Origin of the sequence: Micromonospora sp. NPDC051006, assembly GCF_044456245.1 — a bacterium.
Taxonomy (GTDB): Bacteria; Actinomycetota; Actinomycetes; order Mycobacteriales; family Micromonosporaceae; genus Micromonospora.
Window position 1 is genome coordinate 1 of the sequence record NZ_JBITFP010000041.1, and the last position, 17,921, is coordinate 17,921.

Genomic DNA, 17,921 nt, shown 5'->3' on the forward strand with positions numbered 1-17,921 from the left:
AAGCGGACCGCGTCGAACCGGTGGCAGCGGGCACAGGACGCGGTGGCTCGACTGCACGCCACGGTCGCGGCCGTCCGCGCCGACTCGTGGCACCAACTCACCACCCGCCTGGCGCAGCAGTTCACCACGGTCGTCGTGGAGGACCTCCACGTGGCCGGGATGGTGCGTAACCGCAAGCTGGCCCGGTCCCTGACCGACGCCGCCCCGGCGACGCTGCGCCGGCACCTCGGCTACAAGAGCGGCTGGTACGGCAGCACGCTGTACGTCGCCGACCGGTGGTACCCCAGCTCCAAGACATGCTCCGCCTGCAAGACGGTGAAACCCAAGCTGTCGCTGGCCGAGCGCACATTCCACTGCACCGCGTGCCGGCTGTCCCTGGACCGGGACGTCAACGCCGCACGTAATCTCGCCGCGCTCGTGCGGCACGTCGACCTGGAGTTGCCGGGCGACGCAAAAACAGGACGTGGAGCCTACGTAAGACCCGTAAGACCTGCATCCGCAGGCGGGGCAGCGGGCCGTGAAGCGTCTAGACCGGCTCATCCGGTCAACGTCGCCCGGCAACGGACGACTGCCAATCAGGAGTCACGCTTGCTCACTGAAAGGTAACGGTGTCACCTGCGCTGTGAGCAGGATGCCGCCCCATCCCGGTGAGCAGGCCCGCCGCCACCTTGGGTGGTGCCGCGGTGATCGGCGGGCTGCCAGTGCCACAGCCACCGATGCAACCATGGCCACGAGGTGCGCCGCCGAGAGCCGGGTTGCGAGCTGGTCTCCCGGGGCCGTCTTTGTGAGATCACGCCGCGTATCGACAGAGCCTGTTGATGAGCTGAGCGGATGCCCTGATGTTCCTTCGCGCCGACGCGTCGGTGTCCCGGTTTCCGCCAGGCAACAAAAGTTGGACCGGCGTCGAGTGGCGCCCCGGGTCTTGACGACCCGGGGCGCCGCCGACTTATTTGATGATGACCGGGGTCGAGAGCAGTTCGTTGTCCACTGGGAGCGCGTCGCGGCTCGGGCTCGGGTCGGCCGAGGCCCGGAAGGTGAGCTTCCCGGAGGCCAGGTCGTCGCTGGTGACGGTGTAGGTGAACGAGAATCGGGTGGTCTTGTTACTGGCGGTGGCCGGGACCGGCTGGGTCAACGCCCCGACCGGCTGGTAGCCCGACGTTGGAGTGCTCCGTTCGAGCTCGACCCGTACGCTCTCGTCGTACCGGGTGTTTCGCACGTGGACGTCGACTCCGATGGTCTGCCCGACCCGCGCCGTCGTGGGCACCGTCATCCGCACGATCGCGACGTCGTGGGTGCGCACCTGGATCACGTGGGTGGCGGACGCGGTCCGCCCGTCAGGCGTCCGTACCGTCAATCTGACCGTGTGATCGCCATCGGCTGTTATCTGGTGGACCGGATTCGGGTCGGCCGACGTCGTCCCGTCACCGAAGTCCCAGGCGTAGGAGGAGATGCCGGCACCCGCCGGATCATTGACGGAGCTGCTGAAACTGATCCGGTCGTACGAGCTGGGCTCGCTCGGCCAGTAGTAGAACTCCGCCGTGGGTTGCTTCGCGACCTCCAGTTGGAAGGTGTGCACGTTGACTCCGTCCGCCGCCACCTGGAACAGGTATGTCTTACCCGCCTCCGCCTGGAAGGTCAGCGGTCGATAGCTGTAGAGGGTGCTGCATCCGGACATGACCAGGTCGGTGAGCGAGGAGCCCGTGTACACGGCCATGCCGGCATAGCCCGGGCTCGTCCGGGCCGTGATCGACCCGGTGGTCGTCGGCGTGTACGAGTACCAGGCCGTACGGGTCGGGGTGAAACAGGACGAGGGCTCGCCCGTCTCCCGGGTGGCACCCTGGTAGTCCTGGGTGTCCGCGTAGGGCAGCGCGCCGACCGGAATCGCGTCGGCGAAGTTGTCGTTCGCTGGCGGCAGGACCTCCTTGACAGAGAACCGAAGCGAACCGCCCCCGTCGCGGCCGTTGCCGCAGCAGTAGCCGGCCATAAAGCGGTAGGTGGTGCCGGCGTTGACGGTGAAGGCGAGCCGCGCGTCCTGGCTGTAGTAATTGTCGTTGCAGCCGACCAGGGTCAGTGCCCCCTGGTCGCCGGTCCAGGCGGAGAGCACCGTGTTGTAGTTGCTGCCGATGGTGTCGGCCTGGATCCACATGTCCCGGGTCGGCGTGAAGTTGAACCACACCGATCCGTTGTTGTAGCACCCGGTCGGGTCCGTCGGGTCCGACGTGGCGTCGCTGGTGTCGATGGTGGTGGTGAAGGGAACGGACTCCACCGCGATGGCGGCGGAGTAGTCGTCGTTGGTCGGTGCGGCGAAGGCGACGGTCTGCCCCCCGAGCAGCAGTGCGATCACCCCCGTGAACGTGACAACGAGCCGTGCCACATTGCGTCTGACCACTGCAAATCCTCCTAGTTCCCGTATCCCCGCCACGTCTGGCGCTATCGCCGGCGGAGGGATTCCGGTGGTACGGATATGAAGAAGGGCCTCTCTTTTTCACGTCGGCGGCGCGCGAACGCACCGATGGAATCCGAAGTCTCGCCGTGAGACGGTTAAGAGATCGCTAAGGATGTGCAAAGGGTGGCCCGGTGTAGGGCACCGAGACGCGTGGGCGACTGTTAGGCCTCGTCGCCGTCGCCGATGTAGCGGTGGGGGTTAGTGGCGGTGTTGTGGGGCCATGGTCGCTGGGCAGCTCGTGCAGCCACCGGCGGGAGCCGGGGTTGACGGTGAGGGTCCAGGCGGGTCCGACCGGGTGCTCGCCGTGCAGGCCGGTGGCGAGGAGTCTGGAACTGTCGACGCCGATGACCATGGGCGGTCACGGCTGTGCAACGAGACAGGCGCATCCGGCCGCCCACCAGCCGCGTCAGGTGGTGAGAGGCGGTGAAGGACCGGTGAAGCGTCAGCGGAAGGCGCCACGGAAGGCCGAGGGTCGCCGCGACAGCGCCACCGCCCGGTAGGTCGGCGGGAGGCGGTCAGGCTTTGCGGATCTTGCGGCTGCCACGCCTGGTGCTGTCGCTGGTGCTGCCCGCGTCGGCGGTGGTGTCGGTGGGCTCGTGGCGGGAGAGCCGGTCGACGAGGTCGTCGAGTGCTGGCGTCCTGCGGGGTGATTGCCGCCGCAGCGACCTGGCGGATCGCGGTCGCCTCGCCCACGACCGGCTTGGCGTGGCGTTGGGGTGCGGATCGGCGTGCCCGGTCGGGCGGATGGGCGGCCAGCCGACGGGGGCTCGCGCCCTGGAACCTGGGTGCCTGGTTCTTGCGTGGCAACTCGCCCCGACAGGTTGTCCCACGGTTCGGGAGTTGAAGCGCCGTGCCGGCACTGACCATCCCCGCGCTCCTGCCCCAAACGCTCCGGACTTATCTGCCGATTGACGGGTGAATTGACCCCGAACCGGTGATACTCGACATGGATCGGAGGGCCGAGAGATGGGCGCATTCAAGCGCAGAGTCATGCTTGTGCTAGCGGCCGGAGCGGGGGCAGCGCTACTGCTCACCAGCTGCGGCGGCGGCGACTCTCCCACCCCAAACAGCACTAACAGCGGCACCAACTCTCCCGCAGCCTCGCCGGCGACGACAGGCACCACGGTCACGGCAACCGAGAAGGAATACTCGATCACCCTGTCAACAACCACCTTCACGCCCGGGGCGTACACCTTTGAGGTGGTAAACCAGGGAACGATGTCGCATAACTTGACGATCAAGGGCCCGGGAGTCGACGCCCAGGCCTCACCCAACGTGCAGCCAGGCGCCACCGGCCAGGTCACAGTGACCCTGCAGCAGGGCTCCTACGAACTATGGTGCTCCCTCGATAATCACAAGGCCCTAGGCATGGATACGACGATCCAGGTCGGCTGAGGGATGTAGGGACTATCTCGCTAAGGGCACCTATCTGTGTCAAGGCGTTGGTAGCAGAAAGGTCTCCGTGTCGTGGATCATGGTGCGGTAGACGACGTCTGCGAGGCGGCGTTTCAGGCAGCGCATAGCTTCTTTGTGAGTCTTGCCTGCGGCTCGTTGCGCTGGTAATAGTCCCGGCCCGGGGTCGCTCGTTTGATCTGGGCCATTGCCATGACATGCAGCGCGTAGTTCAGCTGCCGGTCGCCGTCGCGCGATAGGCGATGGCGTTGAATGTCACCGGATGACACTTCTATCGGCGCGATACACCGCAGTACGAGGCGAACGCAGATTTCCCGTAACCTGCTGACAGCGCCGGAGCGGGCCAAAATCTTCGCAGCGATCACGTCTCTGATGCCGTGCAGATCGGTCAGGGTGGTGCCTGAGGCTGCGACGGCGGACAGGGTCGCTGTTGCCTCGGCGATGCGCTGATCGAGGCGGCGCACCTCGCTGAGCAGGTCCACGGCCACTTGGCGCAAGGTGCGGGCCAGCACGGCCCGAGGGCGGATGCTGCGCAGGGCGGCGGCCGCGGTCTCGGCGGTCAGTCCGCGGGGCAGGCCGCCGGGAATGAGTTGGGCGAGCAGCGCATGCAGCCGGTTGATGGTCTGGGTTCGGGTGCGGACCAAGTCATCGCGGTGTTCGGTTGCAGGGTCGCGTATTTCCCTGACCATCGACCTTGACAACGAGTATGCGACCGGTAGCCCGCTGCGAAGCGCGCCGACCTCGGCGAGGTGTGCGGCCGGTCCGCGACTGCCAGCTCGGTGAGACTGCGGCACGGATTCGCTTCGATGTTCGATCGCGTGGTTTCCAGCGGCGAAGCGAGCCGAGAAGGCTCCGTCCCGACCTAACGTCCTTCCTGCGATGCGGTCCCGCTCGTTACCGGGCAGGCTGGCTGATCATCGCCATCATGTGCGCGGTCCACGGGACCACCAGTCGCCCGTCGACCTCGCCCCGCACATAACGAAGAAATTTCGGCGTGTTCATGTGCCTGGCGAGCGCGTCCTGGTCAGTCCAGTTCTCGTAGAAGAACATCACCCGCGGATCCTCCCGGGACTGGTACAGGTCATAGTCGAGACAACCCGGTTCAGCCCGGGTCGGCTCCACCATCGCCAGGTGGGCCTGGCGTACCACGTCGACGGCACCCGGACTGATGGTGAAGAACGGGACGAGGGTCACTTGGGCGCTGGAGTTCGCGGTCGCCCGCGGCCGGTCCGGTCTGGTGTCCGGGCTGGAAAGTAGCCGCGCGGGGCGCACCATGGGTGGAGCCACCAGATCTGGAACAGCCTGCTCGCGCAGCAGAGTCCGTACGTGCGCGCTCGCCATGTGCTGATCGAGGGCAAACTGGTCCGCCCAGTTGGCCAGAAGGTAGAACACCGCTGGATTGTTCTTTAACCGATGCAGGTCGTAGCTGAGGTTCCCAGGATCGGCGCGAGAGGGCTCGACCAAGTGCAGTAGGGCGTCACACACGTCGGCTTCCTGGCCGTGCTTCGCGATGAACTGGGCGATTACGGCGACCCGGTCGGGTGCCGGCGAGGGTGACGCCTCGTCCGCTCCGGCGATTACGCTCGCATCCATCTGATCTCCTTGCGGGTGCCGTACTGCTGGCAGACTTCGCTTCGGGCCTGCGGCTTCCCACTAGGCGAACGGGCAAACCGCCGTTGGTCCCTGCCTCAGGCTTCGAGGCCGGAACAGCGAAGACGCTGATAGCCGATGCTCGCCCGGCTCACGGTCGGCTCCACGTCTGTCACCCGGCCACTCCCGGTGGTGTTGACCTGCGTCGCGAGTGCGGCGAGGCTGCGGGCGGGTTTGGCGGGTGGCGCGGGCGGTCTTGTCACGTGTTGCTGGGGCGGTGGGGACCTGGTGGGGAGATCGGTGCGGGGTGCCGACGGAAGTGCCGAGCTCGGCTTCGGTGACGCGCAGGCGAAAGGGCCGCGGTGCGTGTCGCTGACATCAGGTCGGCAGAGATTCGCAATGCCGGCTGCAGCAAGGGGTGTGGCTGTCGGCCCCGCGTGTCGGTGACACGGGAGCTCCTGGCCGCCAGCCGTCCGGACGGTAGGCGACCGGAGTTCCACCGGTCGCGGATCACTTCGCGCTGCTCACACCGCTTGCCGCGTCCTTGATCAGCGAGGCGACCGCGGCAGGCTGGGACACGTAGATCGCGTGGCTTCCGGCGGCTTCCACCACCGTCGAGCTGGTGCGCTCGCTCATGGCCCGCTGCGCCGGCGGCGGGATCATCTTGTCCTCGGTGGCGACCAGATACCAGCTCGGCTTGCTGCGCCAGGCGGGTTCGGTCACCTGGCCGCCCAGCGCGTCCACTCCCCACGGCACCTGCGAGTCAGCCATGAAGGCGGCTTGCTGGGCGGGGAGGTCGCCGGCGAAAGAGTCGGCGAACTTCTCCCGATCGAGCAGCAGGAGGCCGTCCTTGGGGGGGGCAGGATCGGCGGTACGGGGGCGCCGGGCGGCGGGTTGGCGATCAGGGTGTTCACGGATTCTCCCTCGTCGGGGGCGAACGCCGCGATGTAAACCAGCCCAGCCACCTTGGGGTGGTTTCCGGCCTCGCTGATAACGGCTCCGCCGTAGGAGTGGCCGACGAGGATCGCCGGGCCGTCCTGCTCGTCGAGAACCCAGTGGGTGGCGGCTACGTCGCCCGCGAGCGACGTGGTCGGGTTCTGCACGATGGTGACCTTGTAGCCGTCGTTGGTGAGCTCGTCGTAAACGGCCTGCCAGCCGGATCCGTCCACGAAGCCGCCGTGCACGGGGACGACGTTCTTCGCCGTCGATTCTGAACTCATTGTGTTCCTCCTGTTCCCGAGCGCCACCGTCCGGCGCGAGTTCTCGCTGGACGGCAACCGACTGTCAGACGGTGGGCCAGCGCGTTCATCACGGCACTCTCCTCACCAGGGCACGAAGCCCGACGGGTCAGGCCGGAAACACCCTTAAATCCACAGGCCCATCGAACTACCTGACGATCTCCAGGATCGCCATCATGCCGGCGTCCTCGTGCTGGAGGATGTGGCAGTGCAGGACTGTTTTCCCCGTGTAGTCGGTGAAGTGCGTCCTGATGACGATCTCACCGTTGGCGGGAAGGATCGCGGTGTCCTGCAAGCCGTGGCTTTCCTGCGGTTTGCCGTTGACGCTCATCACCTGGAAGTCGTTGGTGTGGACGTGGAAGCTGTGTTGCTCGTTGCTGGTGTTGCGCACCGTCCACTCCTCAACCGTGTTCAGCTTGGCCCGGATGTCAACTCGGTTTTCAGCGAACTGCTTGTCGTTGATGAAGAACTGGGTCCCTGCTGAATTCTCGGAGAACACGACTGTGCGCTTCGCGTCGACCGTGGCGTTCCGAAGGTCCTCGGTCGGCGCGAACGTCGACGGCAGGGCCGGCGGGGTCATCCGCTCCCCGTCCGAGATCACCGTCGCCAAGTTGGCCTGCGGGAATTGGTCGCCGGCCGATCCCGTGTTGTACGGCAGCGTCTCGAGCTGCGTGCTGCCGGGCGGGCCTCCCTCGACGAGGACGTCGAACCGGGCGCCGGCGGGCAGGATGAGCGATTCTGCTGCGAAGATCCGGTTAACCGGGTTGGCGTCCTGGGCGATGACGTTGAATTTCTGGCCTTTTAGGCGCAGTTGATAAAATATGTTGGCACTGATGTTGGCCAGCCGCCAGAGTTGGACTTCACCCGGCCGGATTTTGAGGGTGGGGTTGAGTTGGCCGTTGACTGTGCGTTTCGTGGTTGCGCTGATATTTATGTTCTCGGTCTTGATCGCGTCGCCCTGGACCTGGAAATCCTTGAGCGCGACGACCTGCTCGGTGATGTTGCGTAGGTTCGGCGGCAGGTACTGCTGGAGTCCGTCGACGATGATGATGCCCGAGGCCCCGCCAGAAACCTGCGCCTCAGACAGCGGGTGTGCGTGTGAGTGATACCAGTAGGTGCCGGGCGCGAGATTGCTCGGAAATTGGTAGGAGTAGTGGAACGTCGCCCCTTGGTGGATGTGGGTGAGAACGTTGTCTGAGTTGCCCTTGGGGGAGACGTGGAGCCCGTGCACGTGGAGGTTGGTGGGTTCGCCCAGCCGGTTCTCCAGCGCCAATTCCAGCCTGTCTCCTGGCCGGAACCGCAGCGTGGGTGGCATGTAGTGGCCGTTGTACGCCACGGCCCGAAGCTTCTGGCCGGCCACGTCCACCCGCCGTCGCTCCAGGGCTATCCGTACCCGCAACACCCCGTTCTCGCTCACCCACTGCTCGGGATTCCGCAACGGGAGGCCCGCCTGCTCCGACGAGGCCGGTGACGGTTCCCCGGCAACCTCCCTCATCACGAGGTAGCCGCCCGCCCCAATGATCAACTCAACGAGGGCGACGACGAGCCAGGTAGGACGACGCATTGGACCCCCTCGGGGATGTCCGTACAGATGTCAGGCATTCCGCACAGGACGAATGGGATCCGGCGGCCTCGCCCCGGGTCATCGTCCTGCAATCCGACGCCTGTTGTCCTTGACCGTACGACAGCCCTCGGACCGGCGGGTCGGATCTGGCAGACCTTCGCACCCGCCCACGGCCGCCCCTTCAGGGGTCGCGGACACCAACTCGTGTCTTGAGGGGAAGCGGGCGAAGGAGCCGTCCTGGGCGGTTGGGGGAAAGCACATCCCGCCGCCGTCGGGCTGGCGCAGAGCCGAGCAGACCGCCGCCCGGGGCGCGAGCGTCCCTATTGTCACGGTCCGCTTCATGGCGCCCCGGGCGGTGGCCCGCTCTAATCGTGCGGGTAGAGGACTGACGGGACGAAGGCGAACTAATCCGGGTACTGCGTCCCCGAATTTGGCCTCCTTCCGACCTGAGGTATGCCCAGCCGCGGCGGCTACTCGGCGCCCATGACGTGGAAGTCCTGGTCGACGAAGATGTGGTGCGGCCAGTTGACGCCGATGTAGTGGACCTCGTACTCGCCGCTGCTCAGCTGCACGACGCGGTCGACGACGCCTCCCGGGTAGGCGGCCAACGCGGCTTTCGTGGCGTTGTCCGCTGCCGTTCCGTCGACGACCGATCCGGAACCCTCGGTGTAGTTTGCCGGGACCTGGCCGAGCTGCTTCGGCGTGCTGGGTGCGCCACGCTGGAAGGGGACCACATCTGCGGCGGAGGACGTCGCAGATCCTTCGCCGGCAGCCGGTTGCACGACGACCTGGGTGGCCGTGATCGTGGTTCCGCTGGTCGTCCCGAGTACGAGCACAGGCTCACCCGTGGTGAGGGCACTCGCCGAGGATGAGGTCGTCCCCTTCTGGTACGTGGTGGAGGCTGTCTCGTTGACGGTCACCTTCTGACCCGCTGATGTCGACATGGTGAAACTCGGCGTGGACACGCTGTCGACCGTGCCGATCGATCCCCCTTCGGCCGGTCCGGATCGGGCGTTGGATCCCCCGCCAGCGGGTTGGGGACCGCCAGCGGGGCCGCTGGGCGCGCCGGACTCGGCGGTCGCCGAGGGGGAAGCGGCTGTCGCCGGAGAGGACGTAGCGGTAGCGGTACAGGCGGAGAGTCCAATCACCGCAGACATCAGTGCGGCGCCCGCAACCCAGCCACCCTTCCTGCTCGGCAGCAACCGCCAGGCCCTCGACCGGCCTGCCTGTCCTGCAGGAGGCGGCGCAGCGCCCCCGCCTGAACATCCAGCGGCCGACGGTCCTGATGTGGCCGTCGGCACCGGGCCAGCGGAAAAGGTTTCGTGTGAGTGTGTCGACTTGTGCTCGTTCATCATCGCGCTCCTCTCACTCGGACAGCCAGGCAAGAGTCGCTGCCGTTCCTGTGTGGCACCTATGGGCGGGCCCTGAACCTCCTGAAAAGGCCATCCGAGTCGACTTCGCGGAAGTTGCAGAAGTTGCGACCCTGCGACCGTCGTTGAAGCTCGCGCCCGTGCTCACCGCCGCTTCTGCTGATACTCGATGCGCGGATCTTGGGCGAACGGCGGCGGCGGTCAGCTCGCGGCGGGTGCCGGTTTGAGCGCCTTGCGCGCCTCCACCGCTGCACTAGCCGTCGAATCACTGGCGTCCGGGGTGGTGCCAGGCTGCACTCTGTGGTCTGAGAGGCAGTTGGCGTACGCCGGGTTCGTCACCGGTCCATCGCCAGGGCCGTTGCCGTCACGGCCGCGACCCGAGCCGCCGGTGGGCATTACCGACCGGCAAGCCTTCTGAGGGCGCTGTTGCATTGTCGGATCGGTGGACGCGTTGAACCCGTGTCGGCCCCCCGTGGTCAGATCGCTTGGGCGAGTTCGGTGAACGCGGCGGCGACCCGCAGAGCGGGCGGGGTGCTGATGGCGAGTTCGTAGTGTCCGCGGCGCAGGTTCTGCATGAACGCGTGGCCCGGCGATGATCACTTGTGCTGTCGTGTCCGTCGTAGCCCGCGCATCGGTCTCAACCGGTGTTTGAGCTGGCTGTGATCAGCCTCGATCGGGTTATTGGCGTACTGCTCGACGTGGTGCCGCGCGGACGGGACCAGCTCATCCAGCACCCCGGGGTAGACCGGCGCGGCGTCGGTGACGACCTCGCTGGGTGTCACCTTCAATGTCGACAGCGCCCCGCGAAAGAACCTGCGGGCCGCTTCGGCGTCCCGGCGGGCCGAGACCAGCACGTCGGGTGAACCGCTGCACCCACCGGTAGGCGGTGACGTGATCAACCTCCACGCCACGTTCGACCAGCAGTTCCGCAACGTCCCAATACGACAGGTCGAAGCGTAGATACCAGCGCACCCCGACCACGATCACCTCCGGCGGGAACCGGAACCCGGCGAACGCGGACGTCGGAGGCAGCCACGGTCCAGGTCGGGTCGATGACTTTACTGCTCAAGTCTGCCTCGATCTTGCCGACGTTCAACGCAACAGAGCCCTTCAAAGGGCGTATAACGTGGATGACCCGGTTTCGCCGGTGTCATCGACTGCTATTGCCCGGTAACCCGTCTGCCTCCGCAACCACGACAGGCTGCGGGAACCTCCGGCGAGAGCAGCCGTGGCGTAGACGTCCGCCCAGGTCAAGGAGGGACCGATCACGGTCACCGAGGCCAGGGCGTTGACCGGCCGGCCGGTGTGCGGGTCGAGGATGTGAGCGCCCCGGCGACCGGTACCGGATGTGGCGACGGCGCCGTGGCGTACCGGCAGCACGGCCAGCAGCCGGCGCGGGTCGGCGGGATCCTCCACTCCGACTCGCCACTCCGGCTGGCCCGGCCCGGTCCGCAGGGTGATGTCCCCACCGGCGTTGAGGCTGAAGTCGGCGACCGCCCGCTCGGCGAGCAACCGGCCGGCCCGCTCCACCGCCCAGCCCTTGACCAGGCCGGACGGGTCGAATCGAATCCGTCCATTGGCGCCGGGCAGCATCGCGTCGAAGTAGCCGTCGGTGCGCCAGCGGGCCTCCTCGCACAGTTCCAGCACCTCGCGCACGGGCTGGTCGCAGTCCGCGAGGCGCCGCAGGCCACGGTTCAGTTCGCTGATCTGGCTGTCCGGACGGTACGTGCTGAACATCCGGTCGGCCGCGCGCAACTCGTCGAAGGCTGCGCCCACTGCGGCGGCAATTCCGGGTGTGTCCGCCCCGGCTCGTACGTGAACCGAGATCGGCATGCCCATGATTTGCTCGACCCAGGCCCGCCGAGCGGCGGCTGCCAGGCCGGACCTCCTCACGATCCACCGCCCAGGTGCGCCGCGTCCAACGCGGCCTGGATCGACTGGAGGTAGGCGTCGGTGGTGGCGGTGGCGCCGCTGACGGTGTCCACCTGCACGTCCTGCGCGCTGAGTACCTCCTGGCGCAGTTGCGGCACCGCGTTGGAGTTGATCCGCCGCGAATGGCCGTCCTCGGGCAACGCCAGCGTCGTCACGTCGGTGATCCGGCCGGCCGTGATCTGCAGCCGCACCTGGACCGGGCCGTATCCGTTGTCGACCACGCTTCCGTTGACCGTCACCCTGTCGGTGGGACGAGCCGGGGACGCACCGCTTTGGGCGGCGCCGCTGGGTGACGCGGTGCCGCTCGAACCGGTGGGCGGTGCCTCGGTCGGCACGGCCGGGCCGACGATGCCCGGTGGGGCGGTGTCGGATTCGTTGGGGATGCCGGACGTGCTGGTCCGGTAGCTGAATAGCAGCACCAGTACGGCGACGGTGCTGACCAGGGCGAGCGTGATTCGCCTCATGCCACTTTCTCCTCGTCTCCCCGGCGAACATCCGGCTCACCGGATGAATGTCTGTGTGCCTCGGTGCAGGCCGTCTCCTCAGGCGCACGGCCATCTGACCTGGCGGGCGTCCGGCTTACCAGGCGAATGCTTCGCAATGGATCTGCTTGGCAGGCACGCGGGCCGCTCGCAATGCGGCCCGTACGGCGGCCATCCACTGCGGCGGGCCACACAGGTAGACGTCGCGCTCCCGCACGTCGGGCGCTATTCGTAGCAATGCCTCCTCATCGGACAGGTGCGCCAGCCCGGCGGGCAGCCACGACCCGCGGGCCAGCGCCGGACCGGCGAGGTAATGGACCGACGCGCCCCGGCGGCGGGCAATGGCGTCCAGCTCAGCGCGGAGGGCGAAGTCGTCCGCGCGGTTGGCGCGGTACACCAGGGCGGCCTTACCGGGCTGGTACGGCAGCTCCTCTAGCAGTGCGCGGAGCGGGGTGATCCCGATTCCGGCGGCGAGCAGCAGGATCTGCGGCCGGCTGCGTACGGCGCTGGTGAGGCGCCCGTACGGGCCTTCGATGAGGACACGGGTTCCCGGGCGGGCGCGGGCGACGCGGTCCGCGTCGTCGCCGTTGGCCCGTACCGTGATCCGGAGCAGGTTCCCCCGGACTGGGGCGGACAGCGAGTACGGGTGTGCCCGGCTCCAGCCCCTACCGCTGAGGAACCGCCAGTTGAGGAACTGCCCTGCGCGGATCGGCAGCCGGTGCAGGTCGCGACCGGAGATGTGGACCGAGAAGACCCCGGGCGACTCCCAGGTGACCTGTCGCACCCGCAACCGGTGCCTATGGCTGCGCCATAGCGGCAGGCCCAGGCGGAACACCAGCACGCTGCCCGCGCAGAGCAGGTAGCTGGTCCACCAGTAGACCCGGGTGGCCGGCGAGTCGATGAATTCGGCCCCGGTCCAGAGTTGGTGCGGCAGGGCCAGGCCCACGCCCAGGTAGGCGTACAGGTGCAGGAGATGCCAGGACTCGTAGCGCAGCCTGCGCCGCGCCGCCCGGATGGACAGGCCCACCACCGCGATCAACAGAACGGTGCCGGCGACCGCGAGCAGCATCCCAGGGTAGGTGGTGGTCAACTGCCAGGACTCGGACACCGCGTTGGTGTGGCCGGTTCCGGCGTAACCGAACACGATCAGCACGATGTGCCCCAGCATCAACCAAAACGAGGTGAACCCGGTGTACCGGTGCCACCGAGTCAGCCGGTCCTGGCCGAAGGCGCGCTCGACCCACGGCACTCGGGCCATCAGGAGGACCTGGATCAGCAGCAGGTCACTTGCGAGCAGGCCGGTCAATCGGCCCAGCGACGAGGTTGCCGCGACGCCGCCCATGGTCAGCGCCTGCGGTCCGGTGCGGTGCAGCCACAGCGCGAGCACCACGACCAGGGATGCGATTGCTGCGGTGCCTACCGCGTCCGCCCGCCACCGGGCCGCTTCCCGCAGCCGTTCCGCCGTGTGTCGACCGATCACGCGGCAAGCCTGACGGCGGAACCTAAGAAGTCGATGAGGAGTCGCTGTGATCAGCTTGTGAACGCCGGCAGACGTACCGTGAGCAGGGCGCCCCTGATCTCCGACCGGCCCGTCGTCACGGTGCCGCCGTGCAGCTCCACTGCTTGGGCCACGATCGCCAGGCCGAGCCCGGAACCGGGCATGGCGCGCGGGCCGGGGTGGCCCGGTAGACACCGTCGACGATCCGAGGCAGGTCCGCTTTCTCCATGCCGGGTCGGAAGGGCAATGGTCAGCTCCGCCACGGCGGAGTCCTGGGCTGACCCGTACTCGGAAGACCGGTGACCGGGCGCAGACGGATCCGGACCAGCCCGCTCTCAGCGCTCCATTTGGCCGCGTTGTCGAGCAAGTTGGTGACCATGCGTTCCAGGGACGCAGGCCGGCCGGTGACCGTCACCTCGGCCAGGTCGGTAGCGAAGTCAACCCGCGGCCAGCTCAGTCGGTGTCGTGCGCTCGGCCGCCGGGTTCTGCGGGTGGGCTGAACGTATGTTGCTGGGCGGTGTGGCGGCGGATCCGCCAAGTAATGACGGCGGCGACCGCGATCGCGAGGATGATCAGGGCGGCGGCCCGGCCGAAGGTCTTCTCAATGGTGCTGTAGGAGTTCCCGGCAAAATAGCCGAGTACGACCGTGCCGGTTCCCCAGACCAGGGCACCGGCGGCGTTGAAGGCGAGAAATGTGCGGTAGGGCATGTGGGCGGTGCCGGCCAGGGCGGGCATGACCGCGCGGAGGAACGCGACGAAACGGCCAAGGAAGACGGCCGCGCCGCCGCGGCGGGCGAGGAGGTCGCGGGCGGCGTCTATCCGCTGTTCGCGGCGTCGCAGGGGGCGGGTGCGCAGCAGCCGCGGGCCGAGATGGCGGCCGACTTCGTATCCGGCGCTGTCGCCAATGATCGCGGCGCCGACGACCACGGCGATCATGGCCACGAGGTCGACGTGGCCGCGGCTGGCGGCGACGCCGCCGAGAATGGCAGCGGTTTCCCCGGGGAGCAGGAACCCGATGAACAGCGCATCTTCCGCGAATACAAGCAGTCCGACCAGCAGGTAGACGCCGACGCCGCGCAGGGCCAGCAGCCAGTCTGTCAGCCTGGTCACGGCAGCCGTACCGGCGCCGGTACGACGGCCACCGGCCGCCGGCGGATTGCCGGCAGCGCGCCGAGCAGGCGCGGGACCGGGCGGGACGCCACAACCGACGTTGCCGGTGCTCCAGTCGGCGACCGCCGCGGACGGTAACCGTGAGCCCGTGCCACCGTGGCTTGCGCCGCACCAAGGGGGCCTGCCGCCAACGTCAATCACCCCTTTCCAGGGAACGGAGCCGGCATGCGGCCATGCGCGCGACTGCGCGGGCGCCACCGTGATGAGCCCCTTCGCGGCATCGCCCCACGTCGGCTCCCCGACTCCGTGAACGCCGTCGGAGGAACGGCACGGGTCGGGGCAAAAGCCTTTCACACCGGGTGCTCCGCGCGCAGATGATCCCCGCCTTCCCGAGGCGGCGCTGCAACAGGCGCGTAGGCGTGCCGTGATGGGCGTGGCGTTTCGCCTCTCCGCTTTCGCGGCGGCGGCCGGTCAGCGCCCGGGGCCGCCCGGCCCGGGTCGCACGCCGGGTGCGGAGGCATGCGCGCGATGCCGGGCGCGCAGCAGTTCGATGGCGATGGGTACGACCGAGACGAGCACGATGCCGATGAGGATGAATTCGATGTGGGAGCGGACGAACGTGACCTGCCCGAGAAGGGCGCCGAGCACGGTGACCCCGGCTCCCCAGAGGCTGCCGCCGATGATGTTGTATGCGACGAACCTGCGGTAGTGCATCCGGCTCGCGCCAGCGACGATCGGAGTGAAGGTGCGCACGATCGGCACGAACCGGGCCAGCATGATGGAGCGGGCCCCATATCGGTCGAAGAAGCCCTGCGCCCGGTGCAGGTTCTCCTGGCGGAACAGTCGGGAGTTCGGGCGTCGGAACAGCCGCGGTCCGACGCGGCGTCCGAACAGGTAGCCGACCTGGTCACCGGCGATGGCCGCCACCACGACGAGGAGGCACACCAGCCACAGCGGATACTGCAGGTAATGGCTGCCGGCGACCAGCAGTCCGGTGGTGAACAGCAGCGAGTCGCCGGGCAGGAAGAACCCGAGCAACAGTCCCGATTCGGCGAACACGATCGCGAGGATGCCGACGAGGCCGAAGGTGGAAATGAGCCACTGCGGGTCCAGGACGTTCATTCAGCTGCTCCATCCGCTCAGACCGGAAGCGCCGGCCGTCGGTTGATCAAGCTCCCGTCGTCCGGCCACTGCCCAGGCGACCGCCACGGCGAGGACAGCGATGGCGAGGCCGGCGAGGATGTCGGCCGGGTAGTGCACGCCGACCCAGACCCGGGACGCACCGATCATCGTGGCCAGCACCGCGAGCATCATGCCCCAGCCCCTGCTCAGAAACACCCTGACACCGAACGCCGCGGTGAACGCCGCAGTGGCGTGGTCGCTCGGCAATGACACCCGTTGTCGTGGGCGATCAACTGGTGGACCTGGTGGGTCTGGAACGGCCTCACCTCGCCATTGAGGTGCGAGACAACGAGAGTCCGAGGAAAGCCACTGCCAGCGCGGCGCCCAGTGCGATGACCGGCCGGAGTCGCCCGCGCCGCAGCGCGACCGCCCCGAGTACGGCGGCGACGGCGAACACCACGTAGATCAGGTACTGCGCGGCGAACTCCATCACGTCGTCGATGCCATCCACCCGCCCGGCATGGCCGTTGACCAGCTCGAAAAGTCGGTAGTTCATGGCACCTGCTTTCATCAATCGTCCTGGCGACTTGCTCCGCTCGGATTTCGCCTCCGTCAAGCGTCTGCCGTGAGGTTCGGCGCCGGCAAACCCCCTTCGCGTCGGCCGGAAGGCGCCCTGCGTCGGTCTGGGCTAGCGTGCGGGGAAGCGCAGGATGCGGTCGTCACCATCGCGTACGGCCCTGTGGCCATCGGTGTTAGAGGTGGTCAGCCAGAGCGCGCCGTCCGGGGCGATCTGCACTGTCCGCAGGCGGCCGTAGCGTCCTACCAGCTGTGCGGAGGGATCATCGGCCGTATCGCCGTCGAGGGGGATGGTCCACAGCCGCTGGCCACGCAGTGCGGCCACGTACGCCGTGTCTCCGGCAATGGCGATGCCCGACGGCGAGGCGTCGCTGACGGGCCAGGTGACGATCGGGTTCGTGTACCGCCCCCCGTCGCTGTCACCGTCCCCCTCCACCTGGGGCCAGCCATAGTTGTGTCCCGGCTCGATGCGGTTGACCTCGTCCAGCTCGTTCTGCCCCAACTCGGCCGCGAACAGCCGGCCGTCGGAGTCCCAGGCGAGACCTTGCACGTTGCGGTGCCCGAGGCTGTACACCGGTGACCCGGCGGTCGGGTTTCCCGGCGCCGGCGCCCCGTCGGGTGTCAGGCGCAGGATCTTGCCGTTCGGGCTCGCCGGATCCTGCGACCGGCCCGTGTCGCCGGCGTCTCCGGTGCCGACGTACAGCATGCCGTCGGGGCCGAACGCGATGCGTCCGCCGTTATGGTTCCCGCCCTTGGCGATGCCGTCGAAAATCACCTCAGGTTCTCCGCCGTCGAGGTGGAAGCGGACGATCCGATTGTCCTGCTCGGCTGTGTAGTAGGCGTAGATCAGGTTGTCCTCGGCGAAATGGGGCGAAACAGCAAGGCCGAGTAGGCCGCCCTCACCGCCTGCAACCACACCGGGCACCTGGTAGACCTGCCGGGGGGCGCCGCCGCCGGGAGTCAGCCGCAGCACCAAGCCGATGTTCCGTTCGGCGATCAACGCGTCGCCGTTTGGCAGGAACGTCAGGCCCCACGGGACGTCGAAGCCCTGCGCGATCTCTTCGCCGGCGTCCAGATCCGGCGTTCCGGACGGGATGCTGGCCGCGATACTGGTGGCGGTGGCCGTTGGAGGCTGCGCTCGATCGCCGACGCCATCACACCCGGCGACGGCAGCCACGACCAATAGGGCCGCGCATACCCGTTGCCATCGTTTACCTGCGCTAATGACTGCCATGGTGATCCTCCGAAGCCGTGATGAGATGTCCTTTTCCGTGGCCCCGCCGGGCGTTGCCAGGGACCCGCGGACAAGGAGCGGTCGCTGCCGACGGCGACGGCGGCAGTTGGCGCCTTAGGACGGGGAGTTAGGGGCTGAGGTTGGCGTTGGGTGTCGGGGATGGCGCCGCAGTGCCTAGGTGCTGCTGCACGGTGTCGTGGGCGACCGCCTGGTAGAGCTCCTTCGCCTTCGCGGTGTCCGGCAGGACGACACTCTGGCCGCTGCGCATGCCGGTGCCCGCGCTCGGGCTGCCCAGGAAGGTCAGGTCGTCGCTGCGCAGGTCGCGCAGTTCCAGGGCGACGTCGAC

Annotated in this window: 15 protein-coding genes and 4 pseudogenes; 2 read left to right on the top strand and 17 right to left on the bottom strand. The window is 67.8% G+C overall.

Annotation, left to right across the window (positions count from 1 at the left end):
• Positions 1-606, top strand: a 606-nt coding sequence (locus ACIBBA_RS33065; RefSeq protein ID WP_396702753.1) for an RNA-guided endonuclease TnpB family protein, incomplete at its 5' end; no start/stop codon positions are given.
• 340 nt (positions 607-946) lie between these two features.
• On the opposite strand, the gene ACIBBA_RS33070 is transcribed toward ACIBBA_RS33065, so the two are convergent.
• Positions 947-2,389 (bottom strand): PKD domain-containing protein, encoded by a 1,443-nt coding sequence (locus ACIBBA_RS33070; RefSeq protein ID WP_396702755.1) that lies wholly within the window; start codon positions 2,387-2,389, stop codon positions 947-949.
• 1,023 nt (positions 2,390-3,412) lie between these two features.
• Between ACIBBA_RS33070 and ACIBBA_RS33075 the strand changes: the two genes are divergently transcribed.
• On the top strand, positions 3,413-3,841 hold the full coding sequence (locus ACIBBA_RS33075) for a plastocyanin/azurin family copper-binding protein (protein WP_396702757.1): 429 nt from the start codon (positions 3,413-3,415) through the stop codon (positions 3,839-3,841).
• A gap of 113 nt (positions 3,842-3,954) precedes the next feature.
• Here the strand turns inward: ACIBBA_RS33075 and ACIBBA_RS33080 are convergent, their stop codons facing one another.
• The 16 genes and pseudogenes from ACIBBA_RS33080 to ACIBBA_RS33155 form a co-directional block, all read right to left on the bottom strand.
• Entirely contained in the window at positions 3,955-4,548 is a 594-nt protein-coding gene (locus tag ACIBBA_RS33080; RefSeq protein WP_396702759.1) for a transposase, read from the bottom strand.
• Positions 4,549-4,753: 205 nt separating this feature from the next.
• Positions 4,754-5,452 carry a putative quinol monooxygenase gene (locus ACIBBA_RS33085; RefSeq protein ID WP_396702761.1) on the bottom strand — a complete coding sequence of 233 codons (699 nt, stop codon included), beginning with the start codon at positions 5,450-5,452 and terminating at the stop codon, positions 4,754-4,756.
• 507 nt (positions 5,453-5,959) lie between these two features.
• Positions 5,960-6,669: pseudogene (locus ACIBBA_RS33090) on the bottom strand (alpha/beta fold hydrolase).
• A 166-nt stretch (positions 6,670-6,835) separates the two neighbouring features.
• A complete protein-coding gene (locus ACIBBA_RS33095) occupies positions 6,836-8,251 on the bottom strand; it encodes a multicopper oxidase family protein (RefSeq protein WP_396702763.1) in 1,416 nt (471 codons plus the stop codon).
• A gap of 470 nt (positions 8,252-8,721) precedes the next feature.
• Positions 8,722-9,171, bottom strand: coding sequence for a hypothetical protein (locus tag ACIBBA_RS33100; protein ID WP_396702765.1), 450 nt, complete (start codon positions 9,169-9,171; stop codon positions 8,722-8,724).
• 926 nt (positions 9,172-10,097) lie between these two features.
• Positions 10,098-10,653 (bottom strand): annotated as a pseudogene (locus ACIBBA_RS33105) (transposase).
• Between the two features lie 78 nt (positions 10,654-10,731).
• Positions 10,732-11,454 carry an FAD:protein FMN transferase gene (locus tag ACIBBA_RS33110; RefSeq protein ID WP_396702767.1) on the bottom strand — a complete coding sequence of 241 codons (723 nt, stop codon included), beginning with the start codon at positions 11,452-11,454 and terminating at the stop codon, positions 10,732-10,734.
• A gap of 56 nt (positions 11,455-11,510) precedes the next feature.
• Positions 11,511-12,017, bottom strand: a complete 507-nt coding sequence (locus ACIBBA_RS33115) for an FMN-binding protein (RefSeq protein WP_396702769.1) — start codon at positions 12,015-12,017, stop codon at positions 11,511-11,513.
• Positions 12,018-12,132: 115 nt separating this feature from the next.
• On the bottom strand, positions 12,133-13,515 hold the full coding sequence (locus ACIBBA_RS33120) for a ferric reductase-like transmembrane domain-containing protein (RefSeq protein WP_396702771.1): 1,383 nt from the start codon (positions 13,513-13,515) through the stop codon (positions 12,133-12,135).
• A gap of 50 nt (positions 13,516-13,565) precedes the next feature.
• Positions 13,566-13,697 carry an ATP-binding protein gene (locus ACIBBA_RS33125; RefSeq protein ID WP_396702781.1) on the bottom strand — a complete coding sequence of 44 codons (132 nt, stop codon included), beginning with the start codon at positions 13,695-13,697 and terminating at the stop codon, positions 13,566-13,568.
• A 289-nt stretch (positions 13,698-13,986) separates the two neighbouring features.
• Entirely contained in the window at positions 13,987-14,643 is a 657-nt protein-coding gene (locus tag ACIBBA_RS33130) for a DedA family protein (protein WP_396702773.1), read from the bottom strand.
• A gap of 471 nt (positions 14,644-15,114) precedes the next feature.
• On the bottom strand, positions 15,115-15,765 hold the full coding sequence (locus ACIBBA_RS33135; protein WP_396702775.1) for a DedA family protein: 651 nt from the start codon (positions 15,763-15,765) through the stop codon (positions 15,115-15,117).
• A pseudogene (locus tag ACIBBA_RS33140) lies at positions 15,766-16,044 on the bottom strand (phosphatase PAP2 family protein); the annotation flags it as partial.
• Positions 16,045-16,087: 43 nt separating this feature from the next.
• Positions 16,088-16,321: a hypothetical protein gene (locus tag ACIBBA_RS33145; protein WP_396702777.1), complete on the bottom strand. Its 234-nt coding sequence runs from the start codon at positions 16,319-16,321 to the stop codon at positions 16,088-16,090.
• 132 nt (positions 16,322-16,453) lie between these two features.
• Entirely contained in the window at positions 16,454-17,575 is a 1,122-nt protein-coding gene (locus ACIBBA_RS33150; RefSeq protein WP_396702779.1) for a PQQ-dependent sugar dehydrogenase, read from the bottom strand.
• A gap of 127 nt (positions 17,576-17,702) precedes the next feature.
• Positions 17,703-17,921 (bottom strand): annotated as a pseudogene (locus tag ACIBBA_RS33155) (hypothetical protein); the annotation flags it as partial.